At 48.9% G+C, this 24,233-nt stretch carries 26 protein-coding genes and 3 riboswitches; of the genes, 19 read left to right on the top strand and 7 right to left on the bottom strand.

Annotation, left to right across the window (positions count from 1 at the left end; all coding sequences use genetic code 11):
- Positions 1-2: 2 nt before the first annotated feature.
- Together KNQ11_RS11190 and KNQ11_RS11185 are read right to left on the bottom strand one after the other, a co-directional pair.
- Positions 3-320, bottom strand: a complete 318-nt coding sequence (locus KNQ11_RS11190; RefSeq protein ID WP_023469564.1) for an ArsR/SmtB family transcription factor — start codon at positions 318-320, stop codon at positions 3-5.
- 45 nt (positions 321-365) lie between these two features.
- On the bottom strand, positions 366-809 hold the full coding sequence (locus tag KNQ11_RS11185) for a GNAT family N-acetyltransferase (RefSeq protein ID WP_047394413.1): 444 nt from the start codon (positions 807-809) through the stop codon (positions 366-368).
- A gap of 158 nt (positions 810-967) precedes the next feature.
- Here KNQ11_RS11185 and rpoE point away from each other — a divergent pair, with 158 nt between their 5' ends.
- The 7 genes from rpoE (at position 968) to KNQ11_RS11150 (ending at position 7,769) form a co-directional block, all read left to right on the top strand.
- Positions 968-1,504, top strand: coding sequence for a DNA-directed RNA polymerase subunit delta (gene rpoE / locus KNQ11_RS11180; protein WP_235609843.1), 537 nt, complete (start codon positions 968-970; stop codon positions 1,502-1,504).
- 270 nt (positions 1,505-1,774) lie between these two features.
- Entirely contained in the window at positions 1,775-3,370 is a 1,596-nt protein-coding gene (locus KNQ11_RS11175) for a CTP synthase (protein WP_047394418.1), read from the top strand.
- 133 nt (positions 3,371-3,503) lie between these two features.
- The gene (locus KNQ11_RS11170; protein ID WP_023469560.1) at positions 3,504-4,211 is read left to right on the top strand and encodes a GntR family transcriptional regulator; all 708 of its coding nucleotides are present in this window, start codon (positions 3,504-3,506) and stop codon (positions 4,209-4,211) included.
- 151 nt (positions 4,212-4,362) lie between these two features.
- A complete protein-coding gene (locus KNQ11_RS11165; RefSeq protein WP_149427944.1) occupies positions 4,363-4,707 on the top strand; it encodes a PTS lactose/cellobiose transporter subunit IIA in 345 nt (114 codons plus the stop codon).
- Positions 4,707-5,015: a PTS sugar transporter subunit IIB gene (locus KNQ11_RS11160; protein ID WP_055969344.1), complete on the top strand. Its 309-nt coding sequence runs from the start codon at positions 4,707-4,709 to the stop codon at positions 5,013-5,015. Before KNQ11_RS11165 ends, KNQ11_RS11160 begins: the two co-directional genes overlap by 1 nt.
- A gap of 12 nt (positions 5,016-5,027) precedes the next feature.
- Positions 5,028-6,434, top strand: coding sequence for a GH1 family beta-glucosidase (locus tag KNQ11_RS11155; RefSeq protein WP_149428165.1), 1,407 nt, complete (start codon positions 5,028-5,030; stop codon positions 6,432-6,434).
- Between the two features lie 12 nt (positions 6,435-6,446).
- Entirely contained in the window at positions 6,447-7,769 is a 1,323-nt protein-coding gene (locus KNQ11_RS11150; RefSeq protein ID WP_023469556.1) for a PTS sugar transporter subunit IIC, read from the top strand.
- A gap of 533 nt (positions 7,770-8,302) precedes the next feature.
- Here KNQ11_RS11150 and KNQ11_RS11145 read toward each other — a convergent pair.
- Positions 8,303-8,812: a DUF2529 family protein gene (locus KNQ11_RS11145; RefSeq protein ID WP_035395788.1), complete on the bottom strand. Its 510-nt coding sequence runs from the start codon at positions 8,810-8,812 to the stop codon at positions 8,303-8,305.
- A gap of 94 nt (positions 8,813-8,906) precedes the next feature.
- Here KNQ11_RS11145 and KNQ11_RS11140 point away from each other — a divergent pair, with 94 nt between their 5' ends.
- From KNQ11_RS11140 to glpX, 5 genes are all read left to right on the top strand, one after another.
- The gene (locus KNQ11_RS11140) at positions 8,907-9,281 is read left to right on the top strand and encodes a response regulator (protein WP_029342784.1); all 375 of its coding nucleotides are present in this window, start codon (positions 8,907-8,909) and stop codon (positions 9,279-9,281) included.
- A 132-nt stretch (positions 9,282-9,413) separates the two neighbouring features.
- Positions 9,414-10,268 (top strand): class II fructose-1,6-bisphosphate aldolase, encoded by an 855-nt coding sequence (gene fba / locus KNQ11_RS11135; protein WP_023469553.1) that lies wholly within the window; start codon positions 9,414-9,416, stop codon positions 10,266-10,268.
- A 154-nt stretch (positions 10,269-10,422) separates the two neighbouring features.
- A complete protein-coding gene (gene fsa, locus KNQ11_RS11130) occupies positions 10,423-11,070 on the top strand; it encodes a fructose-6-phosphate aldolase (protein ID WP_023469552.1) in 648 nt (215 codons plus the stop codon).
- Between the two features lie 28 nt (positions 11,071-11,098).
- Positions 11,099-12,346 (top strand): UDP-N-acetylglucosamine 1-carboxyvinyltransferase, encoded by a 1,248-nt coding sequence (gene murA, locus KNQ11_RS11125; protein ID WP_047394432.1) that lies wholly within the window; start codon positions 11,099-11,101, stop codon positions 12,344-12,346.
- A gap of 32 nt (positions 12,347-12,378) precedes the next feature.
- Positions 12,379-13,344, top strand: coding sequence for a class II fructose-bisphosphatase (gene glpX / locus KNQ11_RS11120; RefSeq protein WP_035410722.1), 966 nt, complete (start codon positions 12,379-12,381; stop codon positions 13,342-13,344).
- 273 nt (positions 13,345-13,617) lie between these two features.
- On the opposite strand, the gene KNQ11_RS11115 is transcribed toward glpX, so the two are convergent.
- Positions 13,618-14,385 carry an SDR family NAD(P)-dependent oxidoreductase gene (locus tag KNQ11_RS11115; protein ID WP_133207851.1) on the bottom strand — a complete coding sequence of 256 codons (768 nt, stop codon included), beginning with the start codon at positions 14,383-14,385 and terminating at the stop codon, positions 13,618-13,620.
- Between the two features lie 71 nt (positions 14,386-14,456).
- Entirely contained in the window at positions 14,457-15,134 is a 678-nt protein-coding gene (locus tag KNQ11_RS11110) for a C40 family peptidase (protein WP_029342780.1), read from the bottom strand.
- A 355-nt stretch (positions 15,135-15,489) separates the two neighbouring features.
- Here KNQ11_RS11110 and rho point away from each other — a divergent pair, with 355 nt between their 5' ends.
- Positions 15,490-16,863, top strand: coding sequence for a transcription termination factor Rho (gene rho, locus KNQ11_RS11105; protein WP_214771749.1), 1,374 nt, complete (start codon positions 15,490-15,492; stop codon positions 16,861-16,863).
- Between the two features lie 91 nt (positions 16,864-16,954).
- Positions 16,955-17,200 carry a type B 50S ribosomal protein L31 gene (locus tag KNQ11_RS11100; RefSeq protein WP_023469546.1) on the top strand — a complete coding sequence of 82 codons (246 nt, stop codon included), beginning with the start codon at positions 16,955-16,957 and terminating at the stop codon, positions 17,198-17,200.
- A 36-nt stretch (positions 17,201-17,236) separates the two neighbouring features.
- Here the strand turns inward: KNQ11_RS11100 and KNQ11_RS11095 are convergent, their stop codons facing one another.
- Positions 17,237-17,887: a DedA family protein gene (locus KNQ11_RS11095; protein ID WP_050676976.1), complete on the bottom strand. Its 651-nt coding sequence runs from the start codon at positions 17,885-17,887 to the stop codon at positions 17,237-17,239.
- Between the two features lie 183 nt (positions 17,888-18,070).
- Here KNQ11_RS11095 and KNQ11_RS11090 point away from each other — a divergent pair, with 183 nt between their 5' ends.
- On the top strand, positions 18,071-18,685 hold the full coding sequence (locus KNQ11_RS11090) for a thymidine kinase (RefSeq protein ID WP_029342777.1): 615 nt from the start codon (positions 18,071-18,073) through the stop codon (positions 18,683-18,685).
- Between the two features lie 72 nt (positions 18,686-18,757).
- Here the strand turns inward: KNQ11_RS11090 and KNQ11_RS11085 are convergent, their stop codons facing one another.
- Positions 18,758-19,516: an alpha/beta hydrolase gene (locus KNQ11_RS11085; protein ID WP_244290067.1), complete on the bottom strand. Its 759-nt coding sequence runs from the start codon at positions 19,514-19,516 to the stop codon at positions 18,758-18,760.
- A 67-nt stretch (positions 19,517-19,583) separates the two neighbouring features.
- Positions 19,584-19,685, bottom strand: a riboswitch (SAM riboswitch).
- A 249-nt stretch (positions 19,686-19,934) separates the two neighbouring features.
- A riboswitch (SAM riboswitch) is annotated at positions 19,935-20,038 on the top strand.
- Between the two features lie 86 nt (positions 20,039-20,124).
- On the opposite strand from KNQ11_RS11085, the gene KNQ11_RS11080 reads away from it, so the two are divergent.
- The 4 genes from KNQ11_RS11080 to KNQ11_RS11065 are packed head-to-tail and all read left to right on the top strand — an operon-like array spanning position 20,125 to position 23,859.
- A complete protein-coding gene (locus tag KNQ11_RS11080) occupies positions 20,125-21,153 on the top strand; it encodes a methionine ABC transporter ATP-binding protein (protein WP_214771747.1) in 1,029 nt (342 codons plus the stop codon).
- Entirely contained in the window at positions 21,143-21,793 is a 651-nt protein-coding gene (locus KNQ11_RS11075) for a methionine ABC transporter permease (protein ID WP_023469541.1), read from the top strand. Before KNQ11_RS11080 ends, KNQ11_RS11075 begins: the two co-directional genes overlap by 11 nt.
- 19 nt (positions 21,794-21,812) lie before the next feature.
- Complete coding sequence (locus KNQ11_RS11070; RefSeq protein ID WP_214771744.1) at positions 21,813-22,631, top strand: MetQ/NlpA family ABC transporter substrate-binding protein; 819 nt, start codon at positions 21,813-21,815, stop codon at positions 22,629-22,631.
- Positions 22,632-22,653: 22 nt separating this feature from the next.
- The gene (locus tag KNQ11_RS11065; protein ID WP_214771742.1) at positions 22,654-23,859 is read left to right on the top strand and encodes a M20 family metallopeptidase; all 1,206 of its coding nucleotides are present in this window, start codon (positions 22,654-22,656) and stop codon (positions 23,857-23,859) included.
- 183 nt (positions 23,860-24,042) lie between these two features.
- Positions 24,043-24,187, top strand: a riboswitch (FMN riboswitch).
- The last annotated feature ends 46 nt before the right edge of the window (positions 24,188-24,233 follow it).

Here is a 24,233-nt window from a genome sequence, read left to right as displayed (position 1 = left end):
GATCAAAGTTCTCCTTTGAGGTACGCTGCGAGCTCCTGGATTTTTTCTTCATTTCGCCGGTAATACGTCCATTTGCCGTGACGTTCGGATTCGAGCAATCCGACTTTTTGCAACATCGCAAGATATTGGGAGACGGTCGATTGAGATAAGTTCGCCTTCTCTTGGATATCTCCGACGCAAATGCCTCCCTTGTCCGACAGATTCGTCGCGAGATGGGCCGTCGGCTTATTGAAATGAGTCTCGGGATCCTTGAGCCAGCGTAAGATATCAAGACGTACCTCGTTCGATAATGCCTTGAATAGATCCACTTGATTTGTCATACGCTTAAACTAATCGATGATTCTCGATATGTCAATCCAAGACACTTAAGGTTGGACGAATGCATGCTTTAAAAGTCGATGTGTCACTTTGGTTGCCGTATACGGCTCAAAACCGAATCGTTCATAAAACGTACTGGCATCATTCGTATAGAGCCAGAGCTCGGAATACGTCAACAGCGCTTCCGGTATGATTTTCTCAAGCAGTTGCGTACCGACACCGTGATGTCGCATTTCTGGCAAGACATAGACATGACGAATCCGACCGACGTCGATCGCGTCGGTTTGTTTCATATAACCTCCGCACGCAATTACGTGACCGGAAAGCGACAAAACGACGAACATTGCTTCTCCGTCTTCTCGATACGTTTCATTTCGGCGTTCACGTAGCATCCGTTCGATGAAGGGATAGCCTTCCTGTGTACTCTTTGATAAGATTGGTAACCAGTTGAAGTCATCAAAATCGTTGACCCGTTCGATTGTCATCTCCATCTGTCATTCCTCCTTCTTCTCCCTTGGATATTCCTTTTTCAGGAGTGGGAAAAACACGAATCGAGAATCAATTCGAGCTTTTTTTAAATAGAGACTGGATTTTTAAAAGACGTTTTGCGTATAATGAGAAGTAATGGATTGAACGCAAATGAAAGGAAGTGGCCGTCACAATGAGCCTCAGCCGTTTAAGTAAAGAAGAGATTACTGATCTTTCGCTGATCGAATTCGTCAACGAAATGTTGCAAGAAGCTGGCGAACAGCCAATCACGTTCGATGACATCACGTCAGAAATCGAAAAGTACCATACGTTTACAGATGAAGAAGACAAGTTCGAGAAACTTGCTCAACTCTATACAGACATGAACATCGACGGAAACTTCGTCAACGTCGGAGCAAACCGTTGGTCACTCCGCGCTTGGTATCCGTTCGATAAGTCGGATGAGGATCTCGTCATCGAAGCGCGTCAACGTGGAGAACTCGATGAGTTTGAAGAAGAGTTCAACTATGATGCAGAAGAAGACGAGTTCGAGACGATCGAAGACGATCTCGATACATTCGCGAAGACAGCGGACTATGATTCAGCTGACGACAGCGAAGACGACGATACGTTCAAAAAAGTCGCAGCCATCGATGATCTCGATGACGATCTCGACGAAGAAGACTTAGAAGACTTCGAAGAAGAAGAGGAAGTCTAAGCACGATCAACCACAACTGTACAGCTGCTATTTCCCTATAGAAATGGCAGTTTTTTCGTTGACGGCTGACGAACGAGCACGGAAATTTTTCTTTGAAAAATTAGGCTTGACGAAGTTTTCCGAATGACGTAAGTTAGTCATGGGCTTCTTTAAGCAACGTGCTTATTTCAGCAAAAGTGTCTCCTATTCCAATGGGGGCACTTTTGCTTTTTTGTTTTTACCACCTCTTTATTGTTGAGATGTGAATTAGGGAAGGGAGCAATATTTAACATGACAAAGTATATTTTCGTAACAGGTGGCGTCGTATCGTCACTCGGTAAAGGGATCACCGCTGCATCGCTCGCTCGTCTCTTGAAAAACCGTGGCCTCAACGTCACGATCCAAAAATTCGACCCGTACATCAACATCGATCCGGGTACGATGAGCCCGTATCAACACGGGGAAGTATTCGTCACGGATGATGGCGCAGAGACAGACCTTGACCTTGGTCACTACGAGCGTTTCATCGACATCAACTTGAGCCAGAACGCGAACGTCACGTCTGGACGTATCTACTCGACGATCCTCAAGAAGGAACGCCGTGGCGACTACAACGGTGGAACGGTTCAAGTCATTCCGCACATCACGAACGAAATCAAGGATCGCGTCTTCCGTGCTGGAAAAGAAACGGGCGCTGACGTCGTCATCACAGAGATTGGTGGAACAGTAGGGGATATCGAATCGCTTCCGTTCATCGAAGCCATTCGTCAGGTGAAAAACGATATCGGGAAAGAAAACGTCATGTACGTTCACTGTACGCTCGTTCCGTATCTTGCAGCGGCAGGTGAGCTTAAGACGAAACCGACACAACACAGTGTCAAAGAACTCCGTAGCTACGGTATTCAACCAGATATCATCGTCTTACGTGCGGAGCACCCAGTCCCACAAGAGATGAAAGATAAAATTGCTCTCTTCTGTGACACACGTCCGGAAGCAGTCATCGAAGCACAAGATGCATCGACACTCTATGAAGTACCACTCAACTTGCAACGTCAAGGCATGGACCAACTCGTCTGTGACTACTTCAAGTTCGATACACCAGTTGCTGACATGACAGCTTGGAAACAACTCGTTCACACAGTGACGCACCTCGAGAAGACGACGAAGATCGCACTCGTCGGGAAATACGTCGAATTGCGTGATGCGTACATCTCGGTCGCAGAAGCATTGAAACATGCTGGGTTTGCCTTCAACAGTGACATCGAAATCGACTGGATCAACGCAGAAGACGTGACGCGTGAAAACGTCAACGAATTGCTTGGTTCGGCAGACGGTATCCTCGTTCCTGGTGGATTCGGAGAACGCGGCATCGAAGGAAAAATCGAAGCGACACGTTTCGCCCGTGAAAACAACGTACCGTTCTTCGGTATCTGTCTCGGGATGCAACTCGCGACAGTCGAATTCGCACGTAACGTCCTCAACCTTGAAGGCGCACACTCAGCGGAAATCGACCCAGCGACACCATACCCGATCATCGACTTGTTGCCAGAACAAAAAGACATCGAGGATCTCGGTGGTACGCTCCGTCTCGGACTTTACCCATGTAAACTCGAAGACGGAACGAAAGCACGTGCTGCGTATTCAAGCGAGCTCGTCTACGAACGTCACCGTCACCGTTATGAGTTCGGTAACGAATTCCGCGAGCAGTTCGAAGCAAACGGCATGGTCTTCTCAGGTACGAGCCCAGACGGTCGTCTCGTTGAGATCATCGAAATTCCAGAACACAAATGGTTCGTCGCGTGTCAATTCCACCCAGAATTGATCTCACGTCCAGAACGCCCACAAGCGCTCTTCCATGACTTCATCCAAGCATCACTCGGAGAGTAAGTTGTATCCAAATAAACCTGTCTTCTTCAAGAAGACGGGTTTATTTTCATTTATTCCTATCGTCAAAATACATATCTGCTATAATGGTAGCGGATTCATTCCTACAAATTTTAGATAGAGGGGGGGAATATCATTGATTCCGAAGTATAAACATGTCGCTGAACAAATCGAGATCGAGATCAATGAGCACGTCTATCAACATACGAACAAACTGTTGACGGAAGACGAATACGCCCAAAAATTCGATGTCAGCCGGAACACGATCCGGAAGGCGATCGAGATTCTCGTCAATAAAGGATACGTTTACCAAGTACAAGGGAGCGGTGTCTTCGTCCGCGATCATTATAAGAGTGATTACGTTAATCTCGAAAAGCTACAAGGATTGACGAGCGACTTCAGTGGACGGAAGGTCGAGACGCGCGTTCTCGCTTTCGAACAGACGAAGGCAGACGAAGAAGTCGCGGAACGCATGAAATGTCCAGTCGGTACACCGGTCTATTACGTCAAACGACTGCGTCTCGTCGATGATCATCCGTTTTCGATCGAAGCGTCCTATTTCCGGAAAAATCTCGTCATGTATCTCGATGAGAACATCGTTCAAAAATCGATCTATACGTATTTACGCAACGATCAAAATCTGTCGATCGGATTTGCGGATCGCGTCATCTATGCCGATTACTTGAATAGCAGTGACGCCGAGTTACTTGGATTAAAAGAGAACGATCCATCCTTACTCGTCGATAATACGGTCTATTTGACGAATGGGAAAATCTTCGACGTCTCGCGGGCGACGCATCATTTCCGCCACGTGAAGATGCTGAAGGTCTCGAATATTAAATAAGAAGGAAACACACGAAGCAAATTTCGTGTGTTTTTTTATTTAAATTTTTTAAAAAGAAAGGGTTTACACGTTATGAAAGCGCATGCTATTATCGAACTGTAGAATTTGTACCTATGAATTTAAGTTATCCATACAACAAAGGAGAGACAGCATGACTTCTGAAACAATTGAAATTACCCCGGAAGATATTTTTGGATTGATTGCCTTGTCGGGCGACGCCAAAGCAAGCTACCACCAAGCAATGTTACTGATGCAAGAAGGCAAAGTTGAAGAGGCACAAGTTGCCGTTACAGAAGGTGACGCGACACTCAAGGATGCCCATAGCATTCAGACGAAATTCGTCACACTCGAAGCACAAGGCAAGACAGCGACGGTTGGCGTCCTGATGGTACACGCGCAGGATCACCTCATGAACACGATCCTCGTCAAGGAAATGCTCGGATATATGATGAACATGCAAAACGAAATCAACCAATTGAAGGGAATGGATCAATAATGATGAAAATCGGACTCTTTTGTGCGGCAGGTATGTCGACGAGTATGTTAGTAGAAAAAATGAAAGCGGTTGCCTCGGAGCGTGGCTTAGAAGCAGACATCGCAGCATATCCGGAATCAGAGATGGAAACGTACGTCAACGAACTCGATGTCGCTCTCCTCGGACCACAGGTGAAGTACCTTCTTTCGAAAGGAAAACAGATCTGTGAACCAAAAGGTGTGCCAATCGATGTCATCAACACGATCGATTACGGCATGATGAACGGAACGAAAGTACTCGACCAAGCAATCAAACTCGCAAACAAATAAGAGGTGAAGATGATGAAAATGCCAAAAGATTTTCTATTCGGCGCTGCTTCTGCTTCTTATCAAGTAGAGGGTGCTTGGAACGTAGACGGAAAAGGCGTCTCGAACTGGGATGTCTTCTCGAAGATTCCTGGAAAGACGTTTGAAGCGACGAACGGGGATGTCGCAATCGATCATTACCACCGTTACAAAGAAGATATCGGTCTGATGGCAGAGATGGGTCTTGAATCGTATCGCTTCTCGATCTCATGGCCACGCATCTTCCCGAACGGCACAGGTGAAGTGAATGAAAAAGGACTTGAGTTCTATAACAACGTGATCGATGAGTGCCTTAAGCACGGGATCGTCCCGTTCGTGACACTCTATCACTGGGATTTACCACAAGTCCTTGAAGAACAGGGTGGCTGGCGTAGTCCTGAAACAGCAGATGCCTTCGTGCGTTTTGCGAAGACCTGTTTCGAAGCGTTCGGCGATCGTGTCCGCAACTGGATCACCTTCAACGAGACGGTCATCTTCTGTTCGCTCGGCTACTTGACGGGCGCACACCCACCCGGCATCACAGGCGATGCAAAAGCGTACTTCCAAACGACGCACAACGTTTTCGTCGCTCACGCTCGCGCAGTCGAAGCGTTCAAGGAAGCGGGATATGAAGGAGAAATCGGCATCACGCACGTCTTCAACCCAGCGTTCAGCATCGATGAAGCGCCAGAGAACAAACAAGCCGAAGTACATGCGAATGAATACGCGACACACTGGTTCTATGATCCGATTCTAAAAGGTGAGTACCCAGCGTATGTCGTGAAGGATTTAGAAAAGCAGGGCTTGTTACCGGAATGGACAGAAGAAGAGCTCAATCTCTTGAAACGGACAGCACCGCTGAACGACTTCATCGGACTGAACTACTATTGTCCACAACGTGTCATGAAGAATGATTCGGCGCTCGTCATGGCAGGTGGCCGCGAAAACTCAACCGGACGTCCTGGGAACCCATCGTTCGATGGCGTCTATAAGACAGTCTTGATGGACGATAAAGTCTACACGAAGTGGGGCTGGGAAATCGCACCGGATGCCTTCCTTGAAGGAATGCGGATGCTCCAAGCACGATACGGCGATATCAAAATCTACATCACAGAGAACGGTCTCGGTGACGAGGATCCGATCGTCGGCGAAGAAATCATGGATACACCACGAATCGAGTACATCGAAAGTCATCTTCGCGCCGTCAAGCGTGCTGTCGAAGAGGGCATCAATGTCTCTGGTTATTATGCATGGTCCGTCATCGACCTACTCAGCTGGTTGAACGGATATAAAAAGCAGTACGGATTCATCTATGTCGATCATACGAATGGTTTGGCACGGAAGAAGAAACAGTCGTTCCATTGGTACCAGGAAATCATCGCGACACGTGCTGCTGAACTATAAGGAGGAGTCGGAATGAACCGATTAGAAACCGTATTTGAAAAAGTCACTCCTGCCTTCGCACGATTCGCGAACGCCAAGCCTGTCCTTGCGATCAAGGACGGCTTCATCTTAACGATGCCGATGACGATCATCGGCTCGTTATTCCTACTGATTCTCGCGTTACCAATCCCAGGCTGGGAGAAGTTCATGACGGGCCTATTCGGTGCCGACTGGACATTACCGCTGACTCAGGTCGTCGGTGCGACGTTTGATATTCTCGCATTGATTGGTGTCTTCGGTATTGCCTACTCGTACGTTAAAAACGAGAAGATCGAAGGGGTTCCAGCCGGGATTCTCGGAATCATCGCCTTCTTAATCATCACACAATCATCTGTTCTGTCGAAGTCAGGGGAAGTCGTCACGGGTGTCGTACCGAAAGTATGGACGGGCGGACAAGGGGTCCTTGCCTCGATCGTCGTCGGACTCGTCGTCGGTTTCATCTACTCGCAATTCATCAAGCGAGGCATCCGGATCAAGATGCCAGACGGTGTACCACCGGGCGTTTCGAACTCGTTCTCGGCACTTATTCCGGGACTTGCAATCATCACGTTGTCTGTCGTCACGTTTGCTGTCTTCCAAGCATTCGCTGACCGGACGTTCACGGAAGTCGTCTACGACGTCTTGCAAGCACCGATTCAAAACTTGACGGATACGCTCGCAGGAGCAGTCTTGATCATGATCTTGATGTCTGTCATGTGGTGGTGCGGGATTCACGGCGCAGCGATCATCATGGGAATCATGGGACCGTTGCTGACAGCGAACGCTTTACAAAACCAAGCGATCATCGACTCCGGGAAAGAACTTGTCGTCGGTGACAACGCGAAGATCGTTACGATTCAGTTCCTCGATGTCTTTACGAAACTCGGCGGAACAGGAATTACGGTCGGCTTCATCATCGCGACGTTGATCGTCGCCCGCTCGGCTCACTTGAAGCAGCTCGGGAAGCTGTCACTTGCGCCAAGTTTGTTCAACATCAACGAACCGGTCATCTTCGGGATGCCAATCGTCTTCAACCCGATCATGTTCGTTCCGTTCGTCATCGTACCAGCGATTGCATCCTTCATGGTCTACTTCTCGATCCTCTGGGGTTGGGTCGAGCCATTTAATGCGCTTCAAGTACCATGGACGACACCACCCGTCATCTCTGGCTTCTTGATCAGCGGCTGGCAGGGTGCCTTGCTCCAGCTGGCGACGATTGCGATGTCGGTCGCAATCTATCTACCGTTCGTCCGCATGCAGGATCAGCTGTCTTACGGTGAAGAACTAAAAGCACAAGAAGAACATGCTTCGGCATGATCAAAAAAAGGAAGCGCGAATGGCGCTTCCTTTGAGACTGAAGACAAAGTGCAATTTTTCTCTAACGAGAAGGATTGCGCTTTTTTGTTCGTTTCGAATCGTTTTCCTGGGACAAGTATCGCGCTGCTTCGCTTCGCTGCAGGGTCGCTCTTGCTTGTTTTTCCCTAGGAAGCGATGTCGAGTGAACAAAACGCTTCTGTGATCCTTCGGTATAAAAAGAATGACGCGTTACACGCAACTCCTACAGGAAAAAGCGCAATTTTGCGCTGTCAGAGACAAACAAGACCCGTTTTCCTGCTCGAATGGGGCGGGGAAACGGGCTTGTGTCTCGCCTGAGGAAAGGGCGTGAAAAGACAAGTCATTCTTTTTTGAGTCAGCTCATTTGTCTACAATCTGAAAGGAAGCGCAAACAGCGCTTCCTTTTTGTATAACGGTCATTGACGGTTTCGCTTTGATTCAATGAAGATCGTAAGCTTAGTCAGACACGGACACGTATCCAGTGAACTTTATATTTATATTATAGAAGAAAAACGTCAATCCCACTCTTCCGTCATCTCTTGTAGTTGCGTCAAGATATGTGTCAGGAGAAACGCGCAAAGGGCAAGACTCGGCAGTCCGTGGCGTGAACCGTCCTCTGCCGGAAGCAGTCCTTTATTGAATTTCAATGCGAGCGGAGCAATCGAACGTTCGAGCGTTTCCGTCACGTCACTGAGTGTGACGATCGCATAAGGTGTATGCCATGCGTCGTAACGGGCAAGAGAAGCCAGGAGATCCGAGCGTTCCGTATCCGGCGTGAAGATCAAGACGCGATCGACAGCGTGCAAGGTCTTTCGATCCTTGATCTTCGTAACGCGTTTCATCTGGTCTGGTCCTTCTGAGAGCATTGGATAGAGTCCTTCACATTCACCATAGGCGTCGACGTAGACCGTGCCTTCCCCGACGAGCGCCTGTGCGAGTAGACGGACGACATCGAATAGTTCGTCTTCCTGTTTTGCGAGCGTTTGCAATTTTCCGTTGAATTGTGTAGCTAAGATTTTCATCATTTTTCTTCATCCTTTCTATGTTTCTCTCAAGGACAGTATAAAGCAAGTTTTGCTTTAGTGTAGAATGGAAATAACTAGAGGGGGAGTGGCAGAGATGAAAGGCAGATTGTTGATCGTCGAGGATGAGCCGGGAATCCGGAACTTACTTGCACAATTGTTCCGGGCAGAAGGGTATGAAACGGACGTCGCCGTCGATGGAGAGGAAGCGATCGTCTACTTACAGGAAGCGGCATACGATCTATTGTTGATGGATGTCAACATGCCGGGACGGACCGGGATCGAGGTATTGCGTCATCAGGACCGGATCGGACGACGTGTCCGGACGATCTTAATGACGGCACTCGGTGAAAAAGAAGCGATGGAAGAAGCGAAACGATTAGGGGTCGTCGCCTTCTTCGGAAAACCATTTGACATCTTTGAATTAAAAAAAGAAGTGACTGTGCAAATTTCTCACGATGTAAGCGGTTAATCCTTCACGTCGCCGTCACAAACCAAAAAACCGAGCGAAATGCTGTACGTTCCGATGAATCAGTATGTTATAATCAGTCTGAAATTGCACGAGTTCGTGTAAGCAGCGATCAAAACAGAGGAGGATGTCATTATGCCATTAGTATCTATGACAGACATGTTAAACAAAGCTCTCGAAGGTAAGTATGCAGTAGGTCAATTCAACATCAACAACCTCGAGTGGACACAAGCGATTCTCGGTGCGGCTCAAGAAGAGCAGTCACCAGTCATCCTTGGAGTATCTGAAGGTGCAGCACGCCACATGGGCGGATTCTACACTGTCGTGAAAATGGTTGAAGGTCTCGTACACGACATGAAAATCACAGTTCCAGTTGCAATCCACCTCGACCACGGTTCGAGCGTTGAGAAATGTAAAGAAGCGATCGACGCTGGATTTACATCTGTCATGATCGATGATTCGCACAGCCCGATCGACACAAACATCGAAACAACAAAAGCAGTTGTTGAATACGCTCACTCTAAAGGCGTTTCAGTAGAAGCGGAAGTTGGTACAGTTGGCGGACAAGAAGACGACGTCATCGGTGATGTCATGTACGCGAAACTTGACGAGTGTGTACGCATCGTCAAAGAAACTGGAATCGACACGCTTGCTCCTGCACTCGGTTCTGTTCACGGACCATACAAAGGTGAACCAAACCTCGGATTCAAAGAGATGGAAGAAATCCGTGACGCTACAAACCTCCCACTCGTTCTTCACGGTGGAACTGGAATTCCGACACACGACATCGAAAAAGCGATCTCACTCGGAACTTCAAAAATCAACGTTAACACAGAGAACCAAATCTCATTCGCGAAAGTCGTTCGTGAAGTGTTAGCTGAGAAACCAGAAGCATATGACCCACGCGTATTCATCGCACCAGGTCGTGAAGCAATCAAACAAACTGTCATCGGTAAGATGCGTGAGTTCGGTTCAAGCAACAAAGCTTAATCGACTCCTCTTTAAAGTGCGGTAGACTTCGGTCTACCGTGCTTTTTTCATATCATGTCAAAGTCTCTTCAATGGAAAACAGTAGGACTTCTCGTGAAAAAAACCTATAATAGAGTCGTAAGCGATTTCAAGGGATGAAAGGGGAACGAGAAAGATGAGATTTTTCATTGACACAGCAAACGTAGAGGATATCAAGAAAGCACATAAAATGGGGATTTTAGATGGTGTCACGACGAATCCGTCGCTCGTCGCTAAGGAAGGCGTCGATTTCCATACACGACTTCGTGAAATCTGTGAAATCGTCGGGGACGTCTCTGTCAGCGCTGAAGTCATCGCGCTTGATGCAGAAGGAATGATTCGCGAAGGGAAGGAACTTGCCCAGATCGCACCGAACATTACGGTTAAGGTTCCAATGACTCCGGCCGGACTCGAGGCGGTCGCAGCACTTTCAAAAGAGAAGATCACGACGAACGTCACATTGATCTTCAACCCGAACCAAGCATTACTCGCAGCCCGTGCTGGTGCGACATACGTATCACCATTCCTCGGTCGTCTAGATGATATCGGACAAGATGGAATGGGGCTCGTCGAGACGATTGCTCAAATTTTCGTCGTACATGATATTCCAACACAAATCATCGCGGCGTCGGTCCGGAATCCAGTTCACGTGACGAACGCTGCTCTTGCGGGCGCAGACATCGCGACGATTCCATTCTCGGTCATCGAGTCACTCACACACCACCCACTCACGACGCAAGGAATTGAAAAGTTCCTCGCCGACTGGGAAAAAACGCAGCAATAATCGTAGCGAAGAGAAAGGTTGATGGAACGTGGACATTTTGCATATCGTAGGGCAACAACGCCTAGAAGGAACCGTATCAATCAGTGGTTCGAAGCAAAGCGCCATCCCGTGTCTTGCTGCAGCCCTCCTGACGGATCAGACGGTCGTTCTTGAAGGCGTGCCGGAGATTGGCGACGTCGCGACGATGATCGAGATTTTGGAGACGCTCGGCGCGGTCGTGACACGTCAAGGCGATATGGTGACGATTGATCCAAGTCGGGTCGAATCGATGCCGTTGACTGGTGCGGAGACGCGCAAGTTACGCGGATCGATCTACCTCATGAGCGTTCTGGCAGCCAGATTCAAACAAGGAGTCGTCGGTCTGCCTGGAGGTTATGCCATCGGACCACGACCGATCGATTTACACATCAAAGCACTAGAGCGTCTCGGTGTTTCTGTACGTAACGAGCAAGGCGTCCATTACATGCGCGTCGATCGTCTCGTCGGCAACCGGATTTACCTCGATCTCCCGTCTTTCGGAGCGACGATCAGTGCGTTACTCGTCGCTGTCTTCGCTGAAGGAACGACTGTCATCGAAAACGCTGCCTATGATCCAGAAGTCATCGACGTCAGTACGATGTTGACGAACATGGGGGCAAGCGTCAAAGGGGCAGGAACGGACGAGATTCGAATCAAGGGCGTATCGCAACTAAGTGGTTGCCGGCATACCTTGATTCCGGACCGAATGGAGGCAGGAACGTTCTTGACGATGGGGGCGGCACTTGGACGCGTCACCGTCGATAACGTCATTCCGCTTCATCTCGAGAGCGTCATCCAAAAACTCGAACGGTACGGTGCGTTGATCGAAGCAACGGATGATTCCGTCACGGCGACGTTTCAGGAGGCGAAGCCGGTCGATATTCGTGTCTTCCACTACGGTGGATTCCCGAGCGACCTACAACCTGTCATCTCGGCAGCGTTGTTACAAGCGAAGGGAGCGAGTATCGTCGTCGATAAGTTGTACCCGCAACGTTTCCGGCATGTGCAGGAGTTACGACGCTTGAATGCTCGAATCACGCATGAAGACGCCTCAATCATCATTCGTGGTGGAGAAACCTTACTTGGTACGGAAATCGAGGCACCGGACCCACGCGGTGGCGCAGCACTTGTCTTGGCGGGACTTCTCGCTTCAGGGGAGACGACATTGCACCACGCAGAAGTGCTTGACCAGAGTTACGAACGATTTGATCAGAAGTTGAAGGAACTAGGCGCCCTCGTATGGCGTGAAACGATTTGACCGATTTGTAACAAGGGAGAGGGGACATACACATGGAGAGAAGTCTATCAATGGAACTTGTACGCGTCACGGAGGCAGCAGCGCTTGCCTCTGCGCGTTGGATGGGAAAAGGATTGAAGAACGAAGCGGATGATGCGGCAACAAGCGCTATGCGTGACGTCTTCGATACGATTCCGATGAAAGGAACCGTCGTCATCGGGGAAGGCGAGATGGATGAAGCACCGATGCTTTACATTGGAGAAAAGCTAGGAAATGGGTATGGACCACGACTCGACGTCGCCGTCGATCCGCTTGAAGGAACGAACATCGTCGCAAAAGGAACATGGGGCGCACTTGCTGTCCTCGCGGTCGCGGATGCAGGAGATTTACTCCATGCACCGGACATGTACATGGATAAGATCGCGGTTGGTCCGGAAGCGGCAGGACACATCAGTCTGGATGCGACGATCGAAGAAAACATCGCAGCAGTCGCGAAAGCGAAGAACAAAGAAATCGAAGACGTCGTCGTCTCGATCCTGGATCGTGAACGTCACGAAGAAATCATTCAACGGATTCGGGCAACAGGGGCACGGATTCGCTTGATTGGTGACGGTGACGTTGCTGGTGCGATTAATACGGCGTTCCCGCATACAGGGATTGATATCTTGCTCGGTTCAGGTGGTGCACCGGAAGGCGTTCTTGCTGCCGTTGCTTTGAAATGTCTCGGTGGTGAACTCCAAGGACGCTTGTTACCGGCAGACGATGCTGAGATCGAGCGTTGTAAGAAGATGGGTATCGAAGATCCGTCGAAGATCCTCATGATGGACGATCTCGTAGCAGGAGACGACTGTATCTTTGCTGCGACAGGCGTCACGGACAGCGAATTGATGAAAGGTGTCCAGTTCACGGCGCAAGGCGGTCAGACACACTCTGTCGTCATGCGTGCGAAATCAGGAACGGTTCGTTTTGTCGAGGGGATTCACTCGTTCAAGAAGAAACCGAAGCTTGTCATTAAGTAAAACAGGACGACTCCTCAAACAGGACGTCTGAATCCACACAAAAAGAGTTGGCGTTGCGGATGATCTCCGGAATGCCAACTCTTTTTTGATGTGTTTCTAGGAATCAAGACGTTCGTCCTCAACTCCTACAGGAAAAGGAAACGTGCTAACGTTTCCGTCAGGGTAAGGGAAGACCCGGCATTTCGCATAAGCTGCGAGATGTCGCGGCTTACCTCCCGCCTGAGGAAAGTGAGGATATGAACGTTGAGTGATAAATGAATCGTTATTTGACGATTACCGCGGACGCTGGACTTCTCCTGCTTGTCGGGTGACGTACCGACGCGGTAGAAAACGCGTCGAAAAGATATACCAGGCATTCCCGAAGCCAGGAACGATGAACGTTTTCCCCTTCATATAGCCGCGGTAGGCGATGCGCGCAACCGTCGGAGCATCCATGACACCAGGTCGCAAGAACAAGCGTGACTGTTCAAGATTTGCTGCCGATTCGAAACCGGTATGTGTCGCACCTGGGCAGACAACGCTGACTTGAATCCCGTCTTCTGCGAGCTCTTCTGTCAAGCCTTCCGAGAAATGAAGGACATAGGCTTTCGTCGCGTAATAGACACTCAGCCATGGTCCGCCTTCAAATGCAGCCGTTGACGCGAGATGGACGATACGTCCTTTGATTCCGCGTGCCTTCATACGTGAGGCATAGACCTTCGTCACATGCGTCAATGCCTCGATGTTTAAAGCAATCATTCGAGACTCGTCTTCAAACGAGGTCTCAAGGAAGGAACCGAAAACGCCGATTCCAGCATTGTTGATGACGCAGTCGACCGGAATGTGTTCCGTTGCCCGAAACAGTGCCAGACGATGCGTCCGCTTCGTTAAGTCATACGGAAAGACGGTTGCCGTTCCCCCGAGTCGCTCGACATGGAACTTCGTTTCGAAGAGTGCTGTCGCATCGCGTCCGACGAGCAGGACGTGATCCCCTTGTCGTGCATGCAGATAAGCGAATTCACGACCAAGACCTCTTGAAGCACCTGTGATTAAGACATGCATCCTATTTCCTCCTTATGAATGAGATGAAAAAAAGCGATCGAGCCAATGCTCAACCGCTTTGAGATGATGAATTATAGGTAAGATCCTGCGCCGACAAGGCGTGAACCCCAGTACCCTGATTTGAAGCTTGAGTATTTAACGCCACCTGTTTCTGAGTTGACCATGCTTGACTTGCTTGTTGCGATCCCAACGTGCTGAATGCCGCTACCGTGTGAGAAGAAGACAAGATCTCCTGGTTGTACTTTTGAAACACTGACTTTCTTAGAAGAAGAATATTGTGAAGAAGACGTACGTGGCAATGTTTTACCAGCCGCTTTCTTGTACACGTAGCTTGTGAAACCAGAGCAGTCGAATCCACGAGTCGTCGTTCCGCCCCATACATAAGGTGTACCTTTATGTTTTGCTGCTTCGCTCAGGATTTTCGTCCGTTTAGAAGAAGAGCTCGTTGATTTTTTAGCGCTAGAAGATGATTTGTATGTCTTTGTGTACTGTGAGTAGACATAGCGTGTTTTACCGCCGTATGAGATTTTTGTCCAGCTGCCTGATTTGCCTTTGTATGTAAAGACTTGACCAGCGTTGACTTTCCCGACGATGCTTGCTTTCGTAGAAGGTGCTGTCCGAACACGAAGACCGTTGTCCGTGATCTTGACTTTCGTGACTGTCGCTGCTTCAACTTTACCTGTACCCACTGATGTAAAACCTGAAACCACTAAGGCTGCCGTCGCGATCGATGCTAGAAAACGTTTCATGTTAAGAATTCCTCCGTTTAAATGTAGTGTGTTGCGTCCGTAAGTTATATGATGAAATCATTAAGTGTGTGATTAAGCAGTCTACCTTACAACTGTGTAAGAATTTTGTCTGCAGGAATATCTTAGCACGAGCACACTTGAAAACGTTTTTTCAGTTAGAAGACAAAACAGATGCTTTTGTAACATAACTGAAATAATATCCTTGAATATTACAAAGTAAGAAACGCAGAGGATTGTTGACGACGAATTAAAAAAAATATGATACCTTTAGTTCACGAATAAAATTACATACCTCCTGATGTATGTATGGAAGTATGCTGAATGCAGTTGAATTTATAAAGAATAGGTGAAGAACATGCCAACAACTGATAAAAAAGATAAACCAGAACGCTCCTATACACTGGCTCAATTGAGCCAACTGACATTAAAAGAACTCTATGAAATCGCAAAGACGAAGAATGTCCCACAATACCGGGAAGCCCGTAAACGCGAGTTGATGTTCAAGATTTTAAAAGCACAGGCTGAATCGACTGGTCTTTATTTCCTCGAAGGGGTACTCGAAGTCATCCCTGGCAATCCACAAATGCAAAACGATGGTGGCTTTGGCTTCCTTCGTCCTATCAATTATTCCCAATCCTCTGAAGATATTTATATCGCAGCATCTCAAATCCGACGCTTTAATCTACGTAATGGTGATGTCGTCACAGGTAAAGTCCGTCCGCCGAAGGAAAACGAACGGTTCCAAGGATTACTTAGCGTGGAAGCCGTCAACGGTGAAGCACCGGATACAGCCCGTAACCGTCTATTCTTCCCGGCACTGACACCGATCTATCCGGATCGTCTAATGCGACTTGAGACAGAACCACGCCATCTATCCGTTCGTGTCATGGATATGATCGCACCGGTTGGGTTTGGTCAACGTGGTTTGATCGTCGCACCACCAAAAGCAGGGAAGACATCACTCCTCAAAGAAATCGCAAATTCGATTCAGGAGAATCATCCGGATGTCGAACTGATCATTCTCTTGATTGATGAGCGACCTGAGGAAGTAACAGATATTGAGCGCTCGGTTCCGGGAGCAGACGTTGTCAGCTCGACGTTTGACGAAACACCAGACAACCACGTCCGGATTTCTGAGCTTGTCCTCGAGCGGGCGATGCGACTCGTCGAACACAAGAAGGATGTCGTCATCTTGATGGATTCGATCACACGTCTAACACGGGCCTATAACTTAACGGTACCGCAAAGCGGTCGGACGCTCTCAGGGGGGATCGACCCGGCTGCGTTCCATAAGCCAAAACGATTCTTTGGGGCAGCGCGAAACATCGAACACGGTGGTAGTTTGACGATTCTTGCGACAGCTCTCGTTGAGACAGGATCGCGCATGGATGACGTCATCTATGAGGAATTCAAAGGGACGGGCAACATGGAGTTGCATCTTGATCGTAAGCTGTCAGAGCGTCGGATCTTCCCAGCGATCGACATTCGGAAGTCCGGTACACGGAAGGAAGAACTGTTGCTTCCGAAAGAGCAACTCGATGCGCTTTGGACGATTCGCCGGACGATGAATGAGTCGAACGAGTTCGTCGATACGTTCCTGCGTAAGATTCGCGATACGAAAAATAATGAAGAATTTTTCGTTGAACTCGAGAAAGAAAAGAAGAAGACGGTCCGACGCGCACCGGCTAAACCGCGTACCGTCAAGAAGGAAACGACGACGGAAAAATAACTATTGCGACGCGTAAAAAAATCGTTTAGTATAGGAAGGTAACTTACTCTGGCTCAGCAAATGAACCAGGGCGGAAGGAGAGAAATCAACCATGAAACAAGGAATTCACCCTAACTACAACAAAGTAGTATTTATGGATTCAACGACTGAGTACAAATTCTTAAGCGGTTCTACTCGTTCTTCGAACGAAACGATCACTTGGGAAGATGGTAACGAGTACCCACTCATCCGTGTGGATGTGTCTTCAGACTCGCACCCATTCTACACAGGTCGTCAAAAGTTCAATGCGGCAGATGGTCGTGTCGATCGCTTCAACAAAAAATACGGCCGCAAGTAATCACTTGTTGGTTCTTAAAAAAACAGCCTGCCTCCATTATGGAAGCAGGCTGTTTTTGTATAGACTGAATTGTGAACGATACGCGAGATACGTCTTCAAGACGAAGGAGAAGGCGATTCCACCGGCAATCCCGATTAAATACGGCATGACTTCCGGATGTGCCAAGATATAGTCCATGACTTTGTGGAACGAGAGATGACGACCGACGAAGTAGCCGGCGCCTAAGAACACGCTGATCCAAATCAACGCACCTGTATACGCATAACTCGCAAACACGCGAAACGGCATTTTCGAGACACCTGCAAAAAAGGCGGAGAGTTGGCGGAGACCAGGTATGTAGTAACCGATGATCAAGACCGATTTCCCGTAACGACGAAATCCGGCTTCAGCGGAAAGAATATGTTTTTCTGAGATACGCATTTTCGGTCCGACGCGGTGTAATAGTGGCATACCGAGTTTTAATCCGAGTAAATAGCTGATCGTCATCCCGATACAACTGCCGGCGTAAGCGGCGAGAATCGTACCGACGAGTGGTAGATTGCCTTGATGCATCCAAAAACCGGACAGGACGAGCAGGGTCTCATCAGGAACCGGCAATCCCACGATACCACCTGCGAGAAGGACGGAGAGACCAAGGGCACCATATTGGTGCAGGATGTCATGTAAGAGATGATGAATCGGGGACACCTTCTTTCGTGAGAGTCTTCTTCTTCAGTGTACAGGAAATAGGGGACGGTTGGAATGAAAGGACAAAAATTCTAGGTAAAGAAAAAATGAATTTTGATTTCCGGAAGTCAACCCTTTTTCTCGATACCGTTTCGGGCTATACTCGTTAAAGTGACTATTTTTAGAGGACGGTGTCGGACGATGATGCATGTAATAAATCAGTACGGCTGGATCGAAGTAATTTGTGGCAGTATGTTTTCCGGGAAATCGGAAGAGTTGATTCGTCGTGTCAGACGGGCGCAGTACGGCAAACTGCCCGTTCAAGTATTCAAGCCGGCAATCGACGACCGGTACCATGAAGAGCATGTCGTCTCTCATATCGGCAACTCCGTCGTGGCGATTCCGATGGCGACGAGTCGTGATCTCTACGCAGCAGTAGCGGAGGAAACACAAATCGTTGGAATCGATGAAGTTCAATTCTTTGATGATGAGATCGTACAAGTCATCGAAGCACTCGCACAAGACGGAAAACGTGTCATTTGTGCGGGTCTTGATCAAGATTTCCGGGCAGAGCCATTCGGCAAGATGCCGGAATTACTGGCGCGCGCAGAATTCGTGACGAAGCTGCAAGCCATCTGTCTTTCATGTGGTGATCCGGCTTCCCGAACACAACGGTTGATTGATGGAAAACCAGCGAACTACGATGATCCGATCATTCTAGTCGGCGCTTCAGAATCGTATGAGCCACGGTGCCGCCATTGCCATGAGGTGCCTGGAAAACCGAAGCCGCTCCAATCGGTGCAGCACCAAGAAAATTAAAAAAGACGAACCGGTCGCGGTCGTCCTTTGATGTAACAGCTATTCGCTTCTAAGTGAATAGCTGTTTTTTTATTATCCCGTTTCCTGTGAGAACCGGCTTGAGCGTTCGATAAAACGGATCGTCTCACGAACGATCAAATCCTGATCATGATCGAGGGTCGCGACGTGGTACGAGTTCAGTAAACAGTAGCTTCGTTTATCATTCGTTCCGATGTGCTGATGCAGATAATCCGAGCTCGACGGCGGAACGACGTGATCGGTCGCCGAGTAGAGAATTAATGTCGGCAGAAGGATCGATCCGAGGCGTCCTTTCGTCTCATCCATCAGACGGACGAGTTCGAACGCACAACGACTTGGAACGAGGTCATAGATGATTTCGAAAGCAGACCGTTTGATGTCCGGTGCGCCTTCTGGTAAATACTCTGGACCGTCCTCGAACGAAAGTGCTTCATAGGATGGAACGGAGAGTGCGGCATTGATCGTAATGATGCCGGCGAACGGAATGCCGTCAGCGGCGAGTGACAGTGCAAGCGTCGCACCCATCGATTGACCGATGACGAAGACTTGATCGCATGTTTCTTGTAAACGTTCATAGCCGTCTTTCAGGCTTTGCTTCCAACATCGAGCAGTCGATTGTTCAAACTCGCGGACGTTCGTTCCATGTCCACGTAAGCGCGGGGCATAGACGGTAAAACCTTCAGCAGCGAATGCTTCACCGACGTCGCGGACACTTTGCGGAGTGGCATTAAAACCATGACAGATTAGAATGCCGATCGATCCCCCTTGAAAATAAAACGCTTCAGCACCAGTCAATACAGGATAGTTCATCATTACTATTTTTCCTCCATTCATGAAAAAAACTCGTCGACGTCACTGCTTGGACGCCCACGAGTTTTTCACCGTATCATCCAAAGCCGCGCTTTGCTGGTCGGAGCACCTTACAGATTGCAGGTTGCCGTGAAGTCATAGAGCCAGGTCTCTCGTTCACTCTTGATAAATATCATATTGGAATTGTCGGAATAATCATTGAAACGATGGTAGCACGACCAAAAATGACTTGTCAAATCTTTCTTGACGAATCATGATCCGTTGAGTAAGCTAACTCATAACTTGTTCATCCATCGATATGCGACAAATGGATTATTTTTGCAAAGTTGGTTGACTTTTAAAGTTTCGACCCGTAATGTAAAAATTAGTTTTACGACATAAGCAACAACGCAACAACACACATACGAATTTCATACCGCAATACTTATCCAGAGAGGTGGAGGGACTGGCCCTACGAAACCTCGGCAACAGACTCATTATGAGCACTGTGCCAATTCCATCAGACAGATGTCTGAGAGATGAGTGGAGTGGATTCTGCCACTGTGCGGATCCAGGTCTCTTCTTGTTTCTCAAGAAGGGACCTTTTTTGTTGAATGAAGGGGGAAAACGGAATGATCGCATTTCATCAAGTCAAAAAAACGTACGTCACGAAAGATCAGACGATCGCAGCGCTCGACGGTGTCGACCTGACGATCGAAAAAGGCGAAATCTTTGGTGTCATCGGCTTTAGCGGTGCCGGAAAAAGTTCACTGCTCCGCTGTGTCAATCTATTAGAACGACCGACGTCAGGAACGGTGACGGTCGATGGAGAAGATTTAACGCAACTGTCTCCAAAAAAATTGCGCCATGCAAAACAACGGATCGGGATGATTTTTCAGCACTTCAATCTATTGAATGCGAACACGGTCTTTACGAATGTCGCGAAACCACTCGTTCTCGCAGGCGTCAAGAAAGACGAAATTCGCCGCCGGGTGACGGAGTTACTCGAATTCGTCGATCTCGCTGACAAGGCGGATCATTATCCGGATCAATTGTCGGGTGGGCAGAAACAGCGCGTTGGTATCGCCCGGGCACTCGCGACGCAACCTTCCGTCCTCTTATGTGACGAAGCGACGTCAGCACTCGATCCCCAAACGACCCATCATATTCTCCAGTTATTAAAACGTATCAATGCGGAGTACGGGATCACGATTCTCTTGATCACCCACGAGATGGGCGTCATTCGTGAAATTTGTGACCGGGTCGCCGTCATCGAAGCTGGAAAGTTGATCGAGTCAGGAACGGTCTTCGACGTCTTTTCGAATCCAAAGACCGAGACAGCGAAAAACTTCGTTCGCTCCGTCATGCACGACGAGATTCCAGCATCGATTCGCCAGTTGATCGAGTCCCGGAATGCGAATCCGATCTATAAGATTCATTTCCTCGGACATCACACCGGGCAGCCGCTCTTGTCACAAGTCGCGAAACGCTTTGACGTCGATGTCAACATCTTGCACGGTAGCATCACGGAGTTGCAGGAGACACCGTTTGGCACTCTGCTCGTTGAACTGATCGGTGAGCCGGCTGAAGTAAAACGAGCGTTACACTACATCGATCAGGCACAGGTGACGGTCGAGGAGGTACTTGCCCATGCTAGTTAACTACAGTGATATCTGGACAGCATTTTTACAGACGATGACGATGGTATCCGTTTCGCTCTTATTCTCGACATTGATCGGTTTACCACTCGGGATCCTGCTTGTAGTCACGCGAAAAGGCGCATTGCTTGAAAATGTCCCGCTGTTCACGTTCTTCAACAGTATCGTCAATATTTTCCGCTCGATTCCGTTCATCATCTTACTCGTCGCGATCATCCCGTTGACACGGTTGATCGTCCAGACGTCGATCGGAACCGAAGCCGCAATCGTCCCGCTCGTCTTTTACGCTGCACCGTACATGGCGCGTCTGATCGAGAGTTCTTTACTCGAAGTCGATAAAGGCGTTCTTGAAGCAGCAGAAGCGATGGGCGCAACACCGTTTCAAACGATTTTCCGCTTCCTCCTACCGGAAGCACTCGGTTCACTCATCCTGAACTTAACGATCGCGACGGTCGGCTTGATCGGGGCGTCAGCGATGGCAGGTGCGATTGGAGGCGGTGGTCTCGGTGACTTAGCGATCACCTATGGTTATCAACGATTCGACACGAAAGTCATGATCATCACGGTCGGGATTCTCGTCATCTTAGTCCAAGGCTTACAGACGACAGGCAACATCGTCGCACGAAAAATTAGAAGACATTAATCAAGGGAGCGATTCAGCCATGAAAAAAGCAGTAGCAATTGGAGCAACACTCACGACGATTTTATTTGCCGGGTGCGCAGCATCAGGAGAAGACGAAAAGACGATCAAGCTCGGTGTCAGCGGTTCAGACACACAAGTTTGGGATTATGTCGCGAAAAAAGCAGAGAAGGAAGGCATCAAAATCGAACTCGTCAAGTTCTCCGATTATGTCCAGCCGAACATGGCACTGGCTGAGGGTGAGATCGACGCCAATGCTTTCCAGACGATTTCCTACTTCAACGCTTTCAAGAAAGAACATAACTTGAAGCTATCGCCGATTGCGACGACTGTCATCGCACCGATGGGGATCTACTCGGATAAATACAAGGACGTCAAAGACATTCCAAATGGCGGAAAAATCGCTGTTCCAAACGAAGCGACGAACATGGGACGTGCCCTCTTGTTACTGCAAGAAGCAGGTCTGATCAAGCTACCGGACGACTTCGATGGCAACGGTTCGGTCGATAAGATCGTCGAGAATCCGAAAAAGCTGAAAATCGTTCCGATCATCGCCGGGCAAACGCCACGCGTCTTACCGGACGTCGCGGCATCAATCATCAACAATGGCATTGCCGTTGACGCTGGCTTCAACCCGATCAAGGACTCGATCGTCCATGAGAACGAGACAGCACAACCATACATCAACATCATCGCGACACGGACGGAAGACAAGAACAAAAAAGAACTGAAAAAAATCGCATCGCTGTATCAACAAAAAGATGTCGCGGCCTTCATCAAAAAAGAATATAAAGGCAGTACGATCCCGACGTTCGTTCCACTGAGCGATATCGGCGAATAATTTCAAAAGGAGAGTGGATAGTATGACGACACCAGTACGCACGACATGGGTAGAGACGATTGAACAGGACATCGAACAAAAACGGGAATCGTATCTTGAGACAAGTCATCGGATTCATGCAACGCCGGAAATCGGGAACGAGGAATTCTTTGCTTCGCGGCTCCATGCGGAGCGTCTAACAGCGGAAGGTTTTACAGTAGAACTCGGCGTCGCGGGGCACGATACCGCGTTCTTCGCGAAGAAATCGAGCGACCGACCAGGCGCAACGATTGCCTTTCTTGCTGAATACGATGCGTTGCCGGGTATTGGTCACGCGTGCGGTCATAATATCATCGGCACGACGAGCGTCGCAGCGGCGATCGCGCTCAGTAAAGTACTCGATGAAGTCGGCGGGAGTGTCGTCGTGCTTGGAACGCCGGCCGAGGAAGGTGGACCGAACGGTAGTGCGAAAGGCAGTTTCGTCAAACATCAGTTGCTGGAAGGGATCGATGCAGCCTTGATGGTCCATCCGTCGGGTCAAACACGGATCACGGGTTCTTCCCTTGCGGTCGATCCGCTCGACTTTGCCTTTACGGGTCGTCCGGCACACGCAGCGGCGTCACCGGAAGAAGGCATCAACGCCCTCGACGCTGTCATTCAACTCTTCAATGGAATCAATGCGTTACGTCAGCAGTTACCAGACGATGTCCGGATCCACGGGATCATCACGCATGGAGGCGATGCGCCGAACATCATCCCGGAATACGCAAAAGCACGTTTCTTCATCCGGGCAACGACACGGGAACGATTAAATGCCGTCACGGAAAAAGTCAAAGCCGTCGCCCAAGGCGCGGCACTCGCGACTGGGGCGACGCTCGATGTCATCGCCTTCCAAAATGAAGTCGATAACCTCGTCTTCAACCGGACGTTCGACCGTCTGTTCCAAGAAGAAGCAGAGGCGCTTGGTGAAAAGGTCTACTTAGATGAACGACCGGGTCTTGGTTCGACGGATGCCGGTAACATCAGTCAAGTCATTCCGACGATCCATCCGTATATCAAGATTGGTCCGGACGATCTCGTCGCGCATACGGAAGCATTCAAAGAAGCGGCTCGTTCAGAAGCTGGAGATGAAGCATTGATCACGGGGGCGAAAATCCTCGCTCGGACAGCGCTTCGCGTCCTCGCTGATGAACGGACGCGCGGGGCGATCGCTCAAGAATTCCACGATCGGAAGAACGGATATTTATAAGCGGAAAACGACGACTGGATGCACTGCTATCAAGTGCTCCGGTCGTTTTTGAGATGCGGTTGATCACGAATTGGTGATGGGTGACAGAACTGGAGCGAAATCAAAAAAGAGACAAGACAGAAGCATTTGCGCTTTGTTTTCTTGAAAAAGATATGCTAGGCTAAAATTGTATAACTCAATAATCCAGTTCTTCGGGGTAGGGTGAAAATCCCAACCGGCGGTGATGCGATCGATTGATCGACGAGCCCGCGACCTGTGATGTACGCATCATGGCTGACTTGGTGAGATTCCAGGGCCGACGGTAAAGTCCGGATGGGAGAAGAACGAAACGACACGATTCAAGCCGTTTTCTGAAAAAATGTTTTCAGGAGATG

Origin of the sequence: Exiguobacterium sp. s39, assembly GCF_018618925.1 — a bacterium.
GTDB lineage: Bacteria > Bacillota > Bacilli > Exiguobacteriales > Exiguobacteriaceae > Exiguobacterium_A > Exiguobacterium_A abrahamii.
Note: the sequence above shows the minus strand (reverse complement) of the source record. Positions and strands in the feature narration are given on the sequence as shown.